Below are 14,851 nucleotides of genomic sequence, written 5' to 3'. Positions count from 1 at the left end.
CATTACACGTCAGCTTGTTGTTGGCACATCGGGCATGTTCCGTACACTTCAAACTTATGCCCTGAAATCGTATATCCGTGCAAATCTTCCACTAATTCATTCATCGGACACGTTACAAGTTCTTTCGTTTTTCCGCACGACATGCAAATAAAATGGTGATGGTGATGATGCACATTACATGTAAACCGAAAGCGCTTCTCTCCAGACAGCTCAGTCATTTCTAAAATGCCGAGCTCAACAAATAACGCTAAGTTGCGATAAACTGTATCGAAACTAAGTCCCGGATACCGATCTTTCATGACATCAAGCACATCTTTTGCCGTTAAATATTTATCTGTTTTTGCAAACAGCTCAAGCATTTCTTCGCGCTTTCCTGTATACTTAAACCCCTTTTCTTTCATTAACCGTAGCGCTTCAGAAACGTTCACGCTTCGTCATCCTCTCTTCCATTTTCTCCACACGATCGCACCAATTAATATACAGACAGCTAACAACACAATCGTCCCGCCGGGAGCTAAATTTAAATAATAAGAAAGAAATAAGCCAACAATGACAGCAAGCTCACCAAATAGAACGGACAACCATAACGCTTGTTTAAATCCTTTTGCGATTCGAATGCTCGCGGCAACAGGAAGCGTCATGAGTGATGAGACGAGCAAAATGCCGACAATTCGCATCGATGCGGCAATGACGAGAGCAACGAGCACGATGAAAACAAAATGAAGCACCCTTACCTTTACTCCCGATGCTTGTGCATATTCTTCGTCAAATGATAAAATAAACCACTCTTTATAGAGCAGAAAAATAACAGCAAACACGATGAAAAAAATGATGCTAATTGTCCATACATCTGTTCGGCTTACCGCGCTAACGCTTCCGAACAAATATGAAAACAAATCGGTATTGAAGCCATCCGCAAGTGAAATAAAAATGACGCTTAAGCCGATGCCTCCTGATAAAATGATCGGAATAGCTAATTCTTGATAATGCTTATATACGGTACGCAACTTTTCAATAAATAACGAACCAGCAACCGAAAACGCCATGCCCAAATAAATCGGGTTGAATGTCGCTCCCATGACAAACGTTTTTTGTACAAGTAAACTGGCCGCAATTCCTGCAAGCGTGACATGACTCAACGCATCCGCAATAAGCGATAATCTCCGTACGACAATAAACACACCTAAAAGAGGAGCGATGAGCCCAATGAATATGCCAACAATAAACGCATTTTGTAAAAATTCATATTGAAATAACGCCTCTAGCATAATCTCCCCCCTTTCTATGCATGGTCATGGGCAAGTAGGTGAAGATGATGCCCGTAAAATGATGCTAAATCTTCTGTTTTCAGCTGCGCAAACTGTTGCACGCTTCCATGAAAATGCAAATGTTTGTTTAAACAAGCGACATGCGTGACTTTTTCCGTAATTGTTCCGATATCGTGCGTCACAAGAAGCAACGTCATATGATGTTGTTTATTCAATCGTTCAAGCATGTCGTAAAAGCTTTGTACATGATGCACATCGACCCCGACAGTTGGCTCATCTAAAATTAAAAATTCAGGTTGCGACACGATCGCACGTGCAATAAATACGCGTTGTTGTTGACCTCCTGAAAGTTCGCCAATGTTTCGATGAATAAAAGGGCTCATGCCGACCGCATCAATCGCTTCATATACTGCTTTTTCGTCGCTTTTCTTTAATCGGCGAAATAAACCGAGCTTTCCAGCTAAACCGCTCGCTACGACTTCATATACTGTCGCAGGAAACCCGGTATTAAAACTGTTTGCCTTTTGGGAGACAAAGCCAATTTTATGCCAATCTTTAAACTGCTCAATCGGCGTGCCGAATAAAAAAATGCGCCCTGTTTGCGGTTTTAACAACCGCAAAATGCATTTTAACAACGTTGATTTCCCTGACCCGTTCGGACCAACTAAACCAACGAAAGCGCCTTTCGGAACGCGAAAATGAATATGTTGCAGTACATCTTCATCATCATATCGAAACGATACGTCTTCTATCCGTAAAATATCGTCCATCGTTTGACCACCTTAATTCAAAATGATTCCGATTCATAGTATAACGCATTTGTTTTCATTAATGAATAGCAGACTTAAATTTCGCTCCACGCACTTCTTGTGTATTCATAATCGTAATAAAGGCATTTGGGTCAATTTCATATACAATTGATTTCAGCTTCGTCACTTCCAGACGAGTAACAACAGCATAAATCACTTCTTTTTGTTCGTCCGTATATCCGCCTTTTCCCATCAACTTCGTCGTTCCACGGCCAAGTCGATTTAAAATAGCATCTGACACTTCTTCATAACGATCTGATACGATGAACACCGCTTTTGTTTCATCTAATCCTTGAATGACCGTATCAATCGTTTTAAAAGCGATATAATAAGTTAAAACGGAGTACATCGCTTGCTTCGGTCCGAATACAAACGCAGCCCAAGTAAAAATAAAAACGTTTGTAAACATGACAAATTCTCCAACAGAAAACGGCAACTTTTTCGTCATTAAAATACCTAAAATTTCTGTGCCATCTAATGAACCACCGTGGCGAATAACGAGCCCTACACCTGCGCCAAGAATGGCTCCGCCAAACACCGTTGCTAAAATGGAATCTGTTGTAAAAGGGGATACATGATGAAACAACCGCTCCATCACAGCTAACACAACGATTGAATAGAGGGAAGAGAGCATAAACGTTTTTCCGATTTGTTTATAACCGAAATACATAAACGGCGCATTGAGTAAAATGACAAGCGTGGCAAAGTTCAACCATGCGTAGTTTGGAAGAATGCGATCAAGAATAAGCGATATACCGATGACCCCACCATCAATAATTTCATTAGGCACTAAAAACAATTCGATCGATAACGCAGCAAGCGTCGCACCGATCGTCATCATTACAACACGATACATTAAATGGCCAATTGTCTCTTTTTTATGTTGTCTTTTCAAACAAATCTCCCCCTTCATCTATTTCATTATACCATTGCACCCTTCCTTCTTTCCTCTCATATGGTAAATAAGGAGGGATGTTACGTGAATGTGTATCATAAAATCGTCCAGCATAAAATGAAATCCATCACCGCAAATGAATTAATGATGTATGCCAAGGAATATAACGTTTCGCTTTCCCAAAAAGACGCAGAAACGATCATTCAAATGATGCGCGAAAAAACGATCGATATGTTTAATGAACAAGCGAGGAAAAATTGGATTCGCGAACTCGCCCAGCGCACATCACCGCAACTTGCTAAACAAGCTAATGACTTCATTCGACAATTTATACAGTAAGAAGGCTGCCTACAGACAGCCTTCTACTCGATAATTTTTTCTCGAACGTTTCGGTCAAACTGTTGCGCACGCAACATCGCGATTTCAAATTGATATGGCGGTTTCGCATCTTTTTTCTCCCCAACATATGGCGTTTCTAAAATTTTTGGCACGTGCATAAGCTGTGGATGATGAACAATATAATTTAGCGCATCAAAACCGATATAACCAAAACCGATATTTTCATGACGGTCTTTCCGACTTCCACACGGATTTTTACTATCATTAATATGCAATACTTTTAGACGATCAAGCCCGATAATGCGATCAAATTGTTCTAATACGCCATCAAAATCGTTCACAATATCGTATCCCGCATCGTGTGTATGACATGTATCAAAACAAACAGAAAGCTTATCGTTATGCGTGACACCGTCGATGATTTTTGCTAACTCTTCAAAGCGGCTGCCACATTCAGACCCTTTTCCTGCCATCGTTTCTAAAGCAATTTGCACTTGTTGGTCATTGGTAATGACTTCGTTTAACCCTTCAATAATTTTTGCAATGCCTGCTTCCGCGCCTGCACCGACGTGCGCACCAGGATGGAGGACGAGCTGCTTCGCACCAATCGCTTCTGTTCGTTCGATTTCCGAACGTAAAAAAGAAACGCCAAGCGAAAACGTGTCTGCATTGATTGTATTGCCGATATTAATAATGTAAGGGGCGTGCACAACAATTTCTTCAATCCCATGTTGTTTCATATGGGCAAGCCCTTGATCAATGTTTAGTTCTTCGATTGGTTTACGTCTCGTATTTTGTGGCGCACCGGTATAAATCATAAACGTATTTGCTCCATATGATACTGCTTCTTTACTTGCGGCTAACAACATTTCTTTTCCGCTCATCGATACGTGTGAACCGATTTTTAACACGTCTTTCTCTCCCTTATTTCTTTTTCGCTCTTTGTTTTTTCAACTGTTCTCGCAATTTTTTCTTATATCCCGGTTTGACTTTCTTTTGTTTTTTCGCTATTTTTTCAACAAGTTGCTCAACTTCATCTTTTTTCTCTTTTTTCCGCCCGTTCCATGCATCGAGCTCAATCCATTCGCCATGACGGAAATCGCGATGAAGGAAATGAATTCCCTTTTTCTCTAACTTCACTAGCGCATGTTGATCAGATGGTTCGTAAATCGTTGTTGCCGTACCAGCATAACCTGCACGGCCCGTTCGGCCCGTACGATGTACGTAAAAATCTAAATCCGTTGGCAGTTCATAGTTGATGACGTGGCTGACGCCTTCAATATCAATTCCACGCGCCGCCAAATCTGTTGCGACAATGTATTGAAATTGTAAATCACGAATCGCTTTCATCATCTTTTTCCGCTCGCGTGGAGTTAAATCTCCATGTAACACGCCTACTTTTAATCCTTTTTCAATTAAACCGTTCGCTACTTCATCGGCCGTTTTACGCGTGTTTACAAAAACAATCGCTAAATATGGGTTGTAACTAACTAATATATCGTGTAAAAGCTGCAAACGATCACGATGGCGAAGCGGGATTAAAATATGTTCAATGGCTGGTGCCGCCACTTGTTTCGGAGCAATATGAATATGTGTTGGGTGCTCCATATATTTTTTCAAAAACGGCTTTAACTTTTCTGGAATCGTCGCTGAAAAGACGAGCATTTGTAAATCTTCTGGCATTCGTCCCGCCACTTGGTCGACATCTGTAATAAATCCCATATCAAGCATGACATCTGCCTCATCAATAACAAGCATCCGAGCCGTATGAACAAATAGCGCTTGTTCGCGAACGAGATCATACACGCGCCCCGGCGTGCCAATGACGATATGAGGTTGTGTTTTCAACTTTTCAATCGATCGTAATTTATCCGTTCCACCGACAAAACAACGCGCTGTAATGCGATGATCATTTGGACAAAATTTCGTTATTTTTAACACTTCATGATAAATTTGTGTAGCTAACTCACGCGTCGGCGCTGTAATAACCGCCTGTACTTCCTCAACGTGTGGATCAATGCGCTCGATGATTGGCAATAAATATGCATGCGTCTTTCCTGTTCCCGTTTGTGATTGTCCGATCACGCTCTCTCCACGCAAGACAGCGGGAATGACACGCTCTTGAATCGGTGTTGGTTTATGAAACTTTAAATGATGAAGCGCCTCTATAATAAACGGATGAAACGAAAAACGTTCAAACATAGTTTCTCATCCCCTTTCTTCTTCAGTAAAAAAATAGACCAGTTACATATTATATACGAACATAAACGGTTCATTCAACTATATGAGCTTTTCTGCATATCGTAGTATAGATAAGAAAAGCGCAAACCTTCACTTTATACAGAAAGGAGGAACTTCATTGCGACATCCATTTATGTTTCCACCTTCCCGTTCGCCTATGCCGCCTATGTGGCAGCAACCGATGATGCGCCAAGCACAAGGGGGCATGTTTTCCCGATTGTTTGGCAGCCAATTTCCTGCTCAAACGTTTGGTGCTGGCGGTGCATTGCCAAGTATCGATTCAATGTTAACGAATGTACAAAAAATGTTAAACATGGTCCAAACGATTACACCAATGGTGCAACAATACGGTCCACTCATTAAAAGCGTTCCGTCGATGATGCGCCTTTTTCGCGAATTTAAACAATCAGACACAACAAACGAAACAACTAAAACAGCAAGCGAAACAAACGAAACAGCACGCGCAACGAGCGCGGCAACGACAGAGCAACAACCCCTAAAAAAACAAAAACGCGAACGAAAACAAGAAAAAACGAATGAAAAAGGGAAATCTGTGCCAAAACTATATATTTAACTTTTGTATGTTCGCTCCTTCTTTTATATAATGAATACGACAAACACGCCAAGAAGGAGCGATCCATATGGAAGTCATTAAAATTACGCCACGCGGATATTGTTACGGAGTCGTTGATGCGATGGTCATCGCCCGCAACGCCGCTCTCGATCCGACGCTGCCAAGACCGATCTACATTTTAGGCATGATCGTTCATAATAAACATGTGACAGATGCGTTTGCAGAAGAAGGAATTATTACACTTGACGGTCCGAATCGACTTGAAATTTTAGAAAACATCGATCGCGGCACAGTCATTTTTACTGCTCACGGCGTTTCACCTGAAGTAAAACAGCGAGCAAGAGAAAAAGGGCTTGTCACTATTGACGCTACATGCCCAGATGTGACAAAAACACACGAGCTTATTCGCGAAAAAGTAGCGAACGGATACGAAGTCATTTACATCGGAAAAAAAGGGCACCCTGAACCAGAAGGGGCTGTCGGCGTTGCGCCACACGCCGTTCATTTAATTGAAAAACCTGAAGATGTAGAACAACTAAATATTCAAGCAAAACATATTATTGTGACGAACCAAACGACAATGAGCCAATGGGACGTTGCACATATTATGGAAAAAGTAAAAGAAAAATATCCACATGTTGAAATGCATCGTGAGATTTGTTTAGCGACACAAGTGCGGCAAGAAGCAGTCGCTGAACAAGCAAAAGAAGCAGATGTCACGATCGTTGTCGGTGATCCGAGAAGCAATAATTCAAACCGACTTGCTCAAGTATCTGAAGAAATTGCTGGAACGAAGGCATATCGTGTAGCGGATGTGACTGAAATCGACATCGAATGGATTAAAGACGCCAAAAAAGTAGCAGTTACTGCCGGCGCATCTACACCGACACCGATTACAAAAGAAGTCATTGACTTTTTGGAACAGTTTGACCCGAACAATCCTGAAACATGGAAAAGAGAACGAAAAGTTCCGCTTACAAAAATTTTACCAAAAGTAAAAAAAAGAGGCGAATAAGCCTCTTTTCTATATAAACGTAAACGGTTCCGTATGAGCTTGTGATACGTATATATCGACATCAAATTTTTGTTGCGTAAACATCGTTTTTAATACGTTCGCCACCCCTTCTTTCATCACTTTTTCGACATGATGTCCCGGATCAACGACATTCAAACCTAACATTAACGCATCATGGGCGACATGATAATATAAGTCGCCAGTGACGTACACATCCGCACCGCTCATTTTTGCTTGATGAATATATTTATTTCCATCTCCACCGATAACTGCAACTTTTCGTACACGACTCGTCAATTCGCCAACGACACGAACAGCCGGTACACGCAATGCAAGTTTGACATGTTCAGCAAATTGTTGCAATGTCATTTCTTCGCTTAACGTCCCAATTCGTCCAAGCCCATATGTCGTTCCTTTATTTTCAAGCGGATATATATCATATGCCACTTCTTCGTACGGATGTGCTTGTAACATCGCTTGAACAACTTTTCTTTGCAGACGCGCAGGAACAACCGTTTCTATGCGCACTTCTTCCACTGTTTCTAACGTTCCTTGTTGACCGATAAACGGATTAGCTCCTTCTTCTGGTCGAAACGTTCCGATTCCTTCGCTATTAAATGTACAATGGCTATAATTTCCGATATGTCCAGCCCCCGCATCACCAATCGCTTTTCTCACCGCATCCGCATGTGTACGCGGCACATATACAACAAGCTTTTTCAGCGGTTCTTCATACGTCGGAACAAGGACGTCAACGTTTTGCAACTGAAGCGCTTCAGCGAGCCAATCATTTACCCCTCCTTTTGCAATATCTAAATTTGTATGCGCCGCATAAATCGCAATATTATGTTTTATACATTTTTCAATCATACGACCGTACGGCTGATCGGTAACAATATGTTTAAGTGGACGAAAAATGGGCGGATGGTGCGCAATGATTAAATCAATGTTTTGTTCGATCGCTTCATCGACAACATGTTCTAATACATCTAACGTAATCATGATACGGCGAATCGGTTTATTTAGCGTGCCGATTTGTAACCCGATTTTATCGTCTTCCATCGCCAAATGTTTTGGGGCAAACTGTTCAAATAGTTGAATGACTTCATATCCGTTTGGTGTCTTCATCGCTTCAAAACCTCCTCTACCATTTGTAATGTGTCAACAAATTGTTGTCTCTTTTTGACTGCATCTTCCGTTTTCGCATATTTCAATTGCTCGATAACGTTTTGCCAATGCTTCATTTCCATCGCCCATTTTTTTTCAAATACTTCGTTTCGTTCTTTTAGTAAAAACGGACCGAGCAACAGTTCAACATGAAGCTGCGTGTACGGACGATAAGGGTCGCCACGCTCTGCAACGAGCACTTCATACATTTGCCCATCTTCCTCTAAAATGCGTTCATCAATTAATTCCCACTCATTTTCTAGCAACCATTTTCGCACAATATGTGCACCGACATTTGGCTGTAAAATTAAACGTTGAACGGATGTCAATTTTTCCTTTCCTGCTTCTAAAATGTTTGAGATGAGCGTTCCTCCCATCCCTGCGATCGTTACACAATCGACTTCATTCGGCGCCACAACTTGTAGCCCATCCCCTTTTCGAACGGAAATGACGTGAGAAAGCCCACACTTTTCGACTTGTTGTTTGGCAGAACGAAACGGTCCGTCCGCCACTTCCCCTGCAACTGCTTTTGTTATGTATCCGTGCAAATACGCATAACACGGCAAATACGCATGATCTGAACCGATGTCCGCTAGTACGCTTCCTTTTGGAATAAATGAAACAACTGTTTGCAATCGCTTAGATAACTGTAATTCGTTCACGATCAATCACCACACTTTTTTCTTCAGTTTATCATGTTTTATAAGAAACGAAAAATCCCTTCACCGAAGTAAAGGGATCTTTCTTCTCCGCTTATTTTAATTCAGCAAGCCATTTTGCCATTTCTTCTGCTTGATCTGCAGGCACCAAGCCACCCGGCATGCTTCCGCGACCGTTTACTAGCACGTCTTTAATTTGGTCAACAGATAGACGATCACCGATACCTTTTAATGCCGGACCAACGCCACCTTCATAGTTCGCACCGTGACATGCAACACAGCTTTTTTTGTAAATGTCTTCTGGACCTGCAGCTGCTGTTTCTTCTGTCTTCGCGCCGCCTTCTTTCTCTTTCGCAACTTCTTTCATATCCCCAAGGCCTTTCACAGACAGAAAGAAAATGAGACCAATTCCCATTACCATAATGAGTGCAAATGGGATTAACGGATTGCGATTCATACTTTACCCTCCCTTATGTAATAAAGCATGTTTTTCAAAATGAAAACGTTACAAACAATTTTATTGTACTTTAAATTCCCATAAAGGAAAAGCCCTGTATGTAAATTTTTTTTAAATGAAAAATGAAGAAAAAAGAAGAACGATGCCGACCACGCCCGAAATGACAAAATACATAAGTGAAAAACGCCAACCGATGAACAACCAGACGAAACAGTTGCCCATCACAGCAATCGCTAATGCCCCCATACTTCCAGAAAAATAAACATCGCACGCGCGAATAGAAAGCAGAAGAAGTGATAAAGCGCCACCGATAAGAGCCATATGAACAACGATTTTATGTTTTGCAAAAAAACGAACAGAAACAAAACAAATTATGACAAAAAGTGACAAAATGAGCGTTTGCAAAACGAACGACAATTCAGTAAAATAAATGACAAGAAGGGCGAAAAGTAAACATATACCGATCATCACTGCGGTTGCACGAATCGCCCACGCTGGAACTTGCTTCGTTTGTGTCTCAACATCGTCGCGATTTCCTTCCGTGTACAACGCAAGCAAAAAATCGCAATATTGTTCCGGCAGCAATCGCGTTTGTTTCCAATATTTAATTTCATTAATAATGATTTCTTTTCGTTTTTGTTCCATTGAATACGCATTCCTTCCTAAATAAAGAAATAGCTTACTTCCATTGTAAGAAGTAAACTATTTCTTGTAAACGGTTATTCTAAAAAGTCTTTTAAACGTTTGCTACGGCTTGGGTGGCGTAGTTTTCGCAACGCTTTTGCTTCAATTTGGCGAATGCGTTCGCGCGTAACACCAAACACTTTGCCCACTTCTTCAAGCGTTCGCGTACGTCCATCATCAAGACCAAAACGAAGACGAAGCACATTTTCTTCTCGGTCTGTTAACGTATCTAACACATCTTCGAGTTGTTCTTTTAACAGCTCATACGCTGCGTGTTCAGCTGGAGATGTCGCATCTTGGTCTTCAATAAAGTCGCCTAAATGAGAGTCGTCTTCTTCGCCAATTGGCGTTTCAAGCGATACAGGCTCTTGGGCAATTTTTAAAATTTCGCGTACTTTTTCCGGTGTTAAGTCCATCTCTTCCGCAATTTCTTCAGGAGATGGCTCGCGGCCGAGGTCTTGTAAAAGTTGACGTTGAACGCGAATAAGCTTGTTAATCGTTTCAACCATATGAACAGGAATACGGATCGTACGCGCTTGGTCAGCAATGGCACGAGTAATCGCTTGGCGAATCCACCATGTTGCATATGTGCTAAATTTATATCCTTTGCGGTAATCGAATTTTTCGACCGCTTTAATTAAACCCATATTTCCTTCTTGAATTAAGTCAAGGAAAAGCATGCCGCGACCAACGTAACGTTTCGCAATGCTAACGACGAGGCGAAGGTTTGCCTCAGCTAGACGACGTTTTGCTTCTTCGTCTCCTTGTTCAATGCGTTTCGCTAGCTCAATTTCTTCTTCTGCTGATAATAGCGGTACGCGACCAATTTCTTTTAAATACATGCGAACAGGGTCGTTAATCTTTACCCCTGGAGGAACGCTTAAATCATTTAAATCGAACTCTTCGTCTTTTAAATCATCGAAGTCTGGGTCGTCTAAATCTGCCTCATCTAAATCAGACTCGGCGACGACTTCGATCCCTTGTTCATTTAAATACTCATAATATTCATCCATTTGATCGGAATCAAGATCAAATGCAGATAATCGCTCAGCGATTTCTTCATAGGTAAGAACGCCACGTTTTTTACCTAGCTCGACTAATTGTTCTTTTGCTTGTTCTAACGTTAAATCGGAATGTGTTGACTTTTCAGCCATTTATTCCCCTCCTTCCAAAATGCAAAGACTTTCGCAACGCAATCATTTCGCTTGCAATGCGTTTCGCGCGCTCATAATCTTTTTGCCGTTCGGCATCGCGCAACTGCGCTTCTTTTTGCTTGAGCAACTGCTCTTTTGGGTAATTGAGCACGCATTGAATGTAATCTCGTAACTCGGCTGACGAGATGTCTTCGTTGATCGGCATCATAGACAGTTCTGTAACGATGCGCTTTAATTGCGGATCATGAATGCGTTCAAGTAACGAGCTTACATCGGGTTCGTGTCCTTCTTCGTAAAACGCATATAAATAGGCGGCAATAGCGCGATGTTCTTCGACGTTAAATGCGCCTTGAATCGCTTCTTGAACAGCGAATGCGATTGCTTTATCGCGCAACATATGAGCAATTAACATCCGCTCTGCTTTTTGAAAAGCCGGTAACAGTTTCGCCTTCACAGGCACAACAACCGTTTCACGACGTTCTTGCTTTTGTTCGACTTGTTTTTTTCCATAAACCATCATTTGCTCGCGTAGCGCATCCATGGAAATGGAAAATTCATTAGCTAGTTGTCGTAAATAATAATCCGCTTCAATTGCATTAGATAACCGGCTAATTTCTTTCACTGCTTCTTCAATGTAACGAAGACGCTCACTTTCGTTTTGTAAATGGCGGCCGCGCTTTAAATATTCAAGCTTAAACGCTGTCAGCGACAAACTGGCATCAAGCACATGATGGCGAAAACGATCCGTGCCATATCGGCGTACATACTCGTCAGGGTCGAGCCCATCTGGCATCATCGCGACTTTTACATAGCAGCCAGCTTCAACGAGCGTTTCCGATGCTCTCAAAGCAGCGTCTATTCCCGCTCGATCGCCATCATAACAAACAATGACCGATGAAGCATTGCGACGAAGCATGCGCGCCTGTTCTTCCGATAAAGCTGTTCCCATCGTTGCTACAGCGTGGGAAATGCCAGCTTGCACAGCAGCAATCACATCTGCAAATCCTTCAAACAGTACCACTTGCTGTTTTTGACGCATCGGCAAACGCGCTTCATGAAAGTGATATAAAATATGGCGTTTATTAAAAATTGGCGTCTCGGGGCTATTCATATACTTCGGCTCTTCGTTTCCGAGCGCTCTCCCCGAAAAAGCAACTGTTTCTCCTTGATGGTTATGGATGGGAAACATAATGCGATGACGGAAACGATCAAAATATGAGTCCTCTCCCGATTTTTTCACAATGAGTCCGGCCTGTTCCATAAGCGGAAGTGAGAAGCTTTTGTTTGCTAAAAATGTGACAGCTGCATTCCAAGACGGCAAAGCATAGCCAATTTCAAACTGCTCAATGAGCTCGCGCGTAAAGCCTCGTTGAAGCAAATAGTTTAATGCTTCTTCCCCTTCATTTGTATGCATAAGCAAATGATGATAAAACTTTTTTAATAACTCATGCGCAGCAATCATCGTCGCTGTTTCTTTCCGTTCCGCTGTCGGATGCTCATCAACGACGTGCGATAAATCGACATTCGCTCGCGGTGCTAATCGCTTTACTGCCTCTATGAATGTAATCCCTTCGATGTCCATCAAAAACGAAAACACATTTCCGCCTGCTCCACAGCCAAAACAATGATAAATTTGCTTTTCTGGTGAAACAGAAAAAGAAGGTGTTTTCTCCCCGTGGAAGGGACATAACCCAAAGTAGTTGCGTCCTTGCTTTTTTAGTGAGACATACTGTTGGATGATGTCTACAATATCGACTGAGCGACGAATGTGCTCAACCGTTTCCTCAGGAATGCGTTGTCCCATATTTCAACAGCTCCAAACATATTTCGACAAAACTTGTTTCTGAAATAGAAATGTTTTGTATGTTTTTATTCTCCATCGCGCGAAACAATCCTTCTTTTTAAGAAAAAAATATTGTCGAAAATCCCGATGCATTGTCACTTGACAATTAGCTATAAATAGTTTATTCGTCCTATGTTCAGTCTAAACCTGTTTTATCACAATTTTTTATTATAATATAAAAAACATCAATTGGCTATAAAGTTTTTTATGAAAAAGGAAAAGCACATATCACACGTTGTGACTGTGCTTTGACTGCTTATTTTTCCCTTTTACGCATAATATTCATAATGACGTTCGCCGTTTCTTCGACTGCTTTATTTGTCACATCAATGACTTCGCAGCCCATTTTTTTTACGATCCCCTCAAAATATTGCAGCTCTTCTTTAATTCGATCAATGTTTGCATAAATAGCACGGTCATCTAATCCGAGCGATTTTAACCGCTCACGACGAATTTCATTTAGCTTCTCTGGACTAATTTTTAAGCCAAAACATTTTTCTGGCGGCACTTGAAACAATTCTTCAGGTGGATCTACTTCTGGAACGATCGGTACGTTCGCCACTTTAAATCGTTTATGGGCTAAATATTGTGATAACGGTGTTTTTGACGTGCGCGATACACCAACTAAAACGATATCCGCTCTTAAAATACCGCGTGGATCTCGCCCGTCATCGTACTTGACCGCAAACTCGATCGCTTCGATTTTTCGGAAATAGTCTTCATCTAATACGCGAATAGGTCCAGGTTCGCAACGTGGCTCCATTTGTAATAACTTCGCCATTTGCTCAATAAGCGGTCCGATAATGTCGTATACAGGCACTCCTTCACGTGCCGCTTCAGCTAATAAAAATTGACGCATTTCTGGTACAACTAACGTAAATACAATGATGCCGCGATTCATTTTTGCTAAAGCGACGACTTCCGATAACGTCTCCACATCTTCGACATAAGGAACACGTCGAAATTGAACGAGCGCCCCTTGAAACTGGCTCGCTGCTGCTTTTACAACGAGTTCGGCCGTCTCCCCTGCTGAGTCGGATACGACGTATACGATTTGACTCATGATTTTCCCCCTTTAAAGCACGTCTTCATTCGCTAACGCGACAAGCACCTTCGTCATATTCGTTTTCGTGATGCGCCCTACAACTTCGTACCCTTTGTCCACCTTTTTAACGACGGGCATCGCATCAATTTGTTTTTCAATTAATTTTTGGGCGACATCAATAAGTAAATCATCTTTTTCGCAAAATGTAATATTCGGCATGCGTGTCATAATAATATTGACAGGAATAGATGTCAACTCTTGTTTTCCGATGCTCGCGCGCAACAAATCTTTGCGTGACAATGCCCCAACAAGCAACGATTCATCATCTACAACAAACAACGTGCCAACATCTTCCAAAAACATCGTGACAATCGCATCATAGACGCTCACATTTTCATTAATAACAACAGGAATGGACTGATAATCGCTCACTTTCATTTTTTTAATTTTATCAGCGAGCAGCTGCGTCCCCGTTTTTCCTGTATAAAAATAGCCAACACGAGGTCTTGCCTCTAAGTACCCAGCCATCGTTAAGATAGCTAAATCAGGCCGTAACGTCGCCCGTGTTAAATTGAGCTTTTCAGCAATATGCTCACCTGTAATCGGCCCGTGGTCTTTGACGATTTGTAAAATTTGTTCTTGACGTTTATTGAGTTCGATTGTCGCTCACCACCTTACAATAGGCTACACTATAAGACCAT

The 14,851-nt window shown here is 41.7% G+C and carries 17 protein-coding genes; 3 read left to right on the top strand and 14 right to left on the bottom strand.

The window, feature by feature from the left end:
* Positions 1-2: 2 nt before the first annotated feature.
* The 4 genes from JV16_RS03520 to JV16_RS03505 are packed head-to-tail and all read right to left on the bottom strand — an operon-like array spanning position 3 to position 2,990.
* On the bottom strand, positions 3-428 hold the full coding sequence (locus JV16_RS03520) for a Fur family transcriptional regulator (RefSeq protein ID WP_009373996.1): 426 nt from the start codon (positions 426-428) through the stop codon (positions 3-5).
* A 6-nt stretch (positions 429-434) separates the two neighbouring features.
* Positions 435-1,268 (bottom strand): metal ABC transporter permease, encoded by an 834-nt coding sequence (locus JV16_RS03515; protein ID WP_021095184.1) that lies wholly within the window; start codon positions 1,266-1,268, stop codon positions 435-437.
* A 14-nt stretch (positions 1,269-1,282) separates the two neighbouring features.
* Complete coding sequence (locus tag JV16_RS03510; RefSeq protein ID WP_021095183.1) at positions 1,283-2,038, bottom strand: metal ABC transporter ATP-binding protein; 756 nt, start codon at positions 2,036-2,038, stop codon at positions 1,283-1,285.
* 58 nt (positions 2,039-2,096) lie between these two features.
* Positions 2,097-2,990: a YitT family protein gene (locus JV16_RS03505; protein ID WP_035063293.1), complete on the bottom strand. Its 894-nt coding sequence runs from the start codon at positions 2,988-2,990 to the stop codon at positions 2,097-2,099.
* A 66-nt stretch (positions 2,991-3,056) separates the two neighbouring features.
* Here JV16_RS03505 and JV16_RS03500 point away from each other — a divergent pair, with 66 nt between their 5' ends.
* The gene (locus JV16_RS03500) at positions 3,057-3,311 is read left to right on the top strand and encodes a DUF2624 domain-containing protein (RefSeq protein WP_021095181.1); all 255 of its coding nucleotides are present in this window, start codon (positions 3,057-3,059) and stop codon (positions 3,309-3,311) included.
* A gap of 23 nt (positions 3,312-3,334) precedes the next feature.
* Here JV16_RS03500 and JV16_RS03495 read toward each other — a convergent pair whose 3' ends face one another.
* Both JV16_RS03495 and JV16_RS03490 read right to left on the bottom strand, forming a co-directional pair.
* A complete protein-coding gene (locus JV16_RS03495; RefSeq protein WP_021095180.1) occupies positions 3,335-4,222 on the bottom strand; it encodes a deoxyribonuclease IV in 888 nt (295 codons plus the stop codon).
* A gap of 13 nt (positions 4,223-4,235) precedes the next feature.
* On the bottom strand, positions 4,236-5,513 hold the full coding sequence (locus tag JV16_RS03490) for a DEAD/DEAH box helicase (RefSeq protein WP_042534264.1): 1,278 nt from the start codon (positions 5,511-5,513) through the stop codon (positions 4,236-4,238).
* Between the two features lie 157 nt (positions 5,514-5,670).
* Here JV16_RS03490 and vrrA point away from each other — a divergent pair, with 157 nt between their 5' ends.
* Together vrrA and JV16_RS03480 are read left to right on the top strand one after the other, a co-directional pair.
* Entirely contained in the window at positions 5,671-6,126 is a 456-nt protein-coding gene (vrrA, locus tag JV16_RS03485; protein WP_021095178.1) for a VrrA/YqfQ family protein, read from the top strand.
* Between the two features lie 67 nt (positions 6,127-6,193).
* Complete coding sequence (locus tag JV16_RS03480) at positions 6,194-7,141, top strand: 4-hydroxy-3-methylbut-2-enyl diphosphate reductase (protein ID WP_009374006.1); 948 nt, start codon at positions 6,194-6,196, stop codon at positions 7,139-7,141.
* 9 nt (positions 7,142-7,150) lie between these two features.
* On the opposite strand, the gene JV16_RS03475 is transcribed toward JV16_RS03480, so the two are convergent.
* The 8 genes from JV16_RS03475 to ccpN form a co-directional block, all read right to left on the bottom strand.
* Positions 7,151-8,269 (bottom strand): Nif3-like dinuclear metal center hexameric protein, encoded by a 1,119-nt coding sequence (locus tag JV16_RS03475; RefSeq protein WP_042534262.1) that lies wholly within the window; start codon positions 8,267-8,269, stop codon positions 7,151-7,153.
* Entirely contained in the window at positions 8,266-8,970 is a 705-nt protein-coding gene (locus JV16_RS03470; protein WP_021095176.1) for a tRNA (adenine(22)-N(1))-methyltransferase, read from the bottom strand. The genes JV16_RS03475 and JV16_RS03470 overlap by 4 nt, the downstream gene beginning before the upstream one ends.
* 91 nt (positions 8,971-9,061) lie before the next feature.
* Positions 9,062-9,424 carry a cytochrome c550 gene (gene cccA, locus JV16_RS03465; RefSeq protein WP_021095175.1) on the bottom strand — a complete coding sequence of 121 codons (363 nt, stop codon included), beginning with the start codon at positions 9,422-9,424 and terminating at the stop codon, positions 9,062-9,064.
* A 111-nt stretch (positions 9,425-9,535) separates the two neighbouring features.
* Entirely contained in the window at positions 9,536-10,069 is a 534-nt protein-coding gene (locus JV16_RS03460; protein WP_021095174.1) for a hypothetical protein, read from the bottom strand.
* 74 nt (positions 10,070-10,143) lie between these two features.
* Positions 10,144-11,262, bottom strand: a complete 1,119-nt coding sequence (gene rpoD, locus JV16_RS03455) for an RNA polymerase sigma factor RpoD (RefSeq protein ID WP_021095173.1) — start codon at positions 11,260-11,262, stop codon at positions 10,144-10,146.
* Positions 11,255-13,066 (bottom strand): DNA primase, encoded by a 1,812-nt coding sequence (dnaG, locus tag JV16_RS03450; RefSeq protein WP_042534260.1) that lies wholly within the window; start codon positions 13,064-13,066, stop codon positions 11,255-11,257. Before dnaG ends, rpoD begins: the two co-directional genes overlap by 8 nt.
* 295 nt (positions 13,067-13,361) lie before the next feature.
* Positions 13,362-14,168 carry a pyruvate, water dikinase regulatory protein gene (locus JV16_RS03445; protein WP_042534258.1) on the bottom strand — a complete coding sequence of 269 codons (807 nt, stop codon included), beginning with the start codon at positions 14,166-14,168 and terminating at the stop codon, positions 13,362-13,364.
* Between the two features lie 12 nt (positions 14,169-14,180).
* Positions 14,181-14,810, bottom strand: a complete 630-nt coding sequence (gene ccpN / locus JV16_RS03440) for a transcriptional regulator CcpN (RefSeq protein WP_042894011.1) — start codon at positions 14,808-14,810, stop codon at positions 14,181-14,183.
* Positions 14,811-14,851: the final 41 nt, after the last annotated feature.

The organism is Anoxybacillus ayderensis (assembly GCF_000833605.1).
Taxonomy (GTDB): domain Bacteria; phylum Bacillota; class Bacilli; order Bacillales; family Anoxybacillaceae; genus Anoxybacillus; species Anoxybacillus ayderensis.
Note: the sequence above shows the minus strand (reverse complement) of the source record. Positions and strands in the feature narration are given on the sequence as shown.

Coding starts and splice junctions, on each gene's coding strand:
- JV16_RS03515 (WP_021095184.1), bottom strand. CDS start 1,268: ATGCTAGAGGCGTTATTTCAATATGAATTTTTACAAAATGCGTTTATT.
- JV16_RS03510 (WP_021095183.1), bottom strand. CDS start 2,038: ATGGACGATATTTTACGGATAGAAGACGTATCGTTTCGATATGATGAT.
- JV16_RS03505 (WP_035063293.1), bottom strand. CDS start 2,990: ATGAAGGGGGAGATTTGTTTGAAAAGACAACATAAAAAAGAGACAATT.
- JV16_RS03490 (WP_042534264.1), bottom strand. CDS start 5,513: ATGTTTGAACGTTTTTCGTTTCATCCGTTTATTATAGAGGCGCTTCAT.
- JV16_RS03480 (WP_009374006.1), top strand. CDS start 6,194: ATGGAAGTCATTAAAATTACGCCACGCGGATATTGTTACGGAGTCGTT.
- JV16_RS03475 (WP_042534262.1), bottom strand. CDS start 8,269: ATGAAGACACCAAACGGATATGAAGTCATTCAACTATTTGAACAGTTT.
- cccA (WP_021095175.1), bottom strand. CDS start 9,424: ATGAATCGCAATCCGTTAATCCCATTTGCACTCATTATGGTAATGGGA.
- JV16_RS03460 (WP_021095174.1), bottom strand. CDS start 10,069: ATGGAACAAAAACGAAAAGAAATCATTATTAATGAAATTAAATATTGG.
- rpoD (WP_021095173.1), bottom strand. CDS start 11,262: ATGGCTGAAAAGTCAACACATTCCGATTTAACGTTAGAACAAGCAAAA.
- dnaG (WP_042534260.1), bottom strand. CDS start 13,066: ATGGGACAACGCATTCCTGAGGAAACGGTTGAGCACATTCGTCGCTCA.
- JV16_RS03445 (WP_042534258.1), bottom strand. CDS start 14,168: ATGAGTCAAATCGTATACGTCGTATCCGACTCAGCAGGGGAGACGGCC.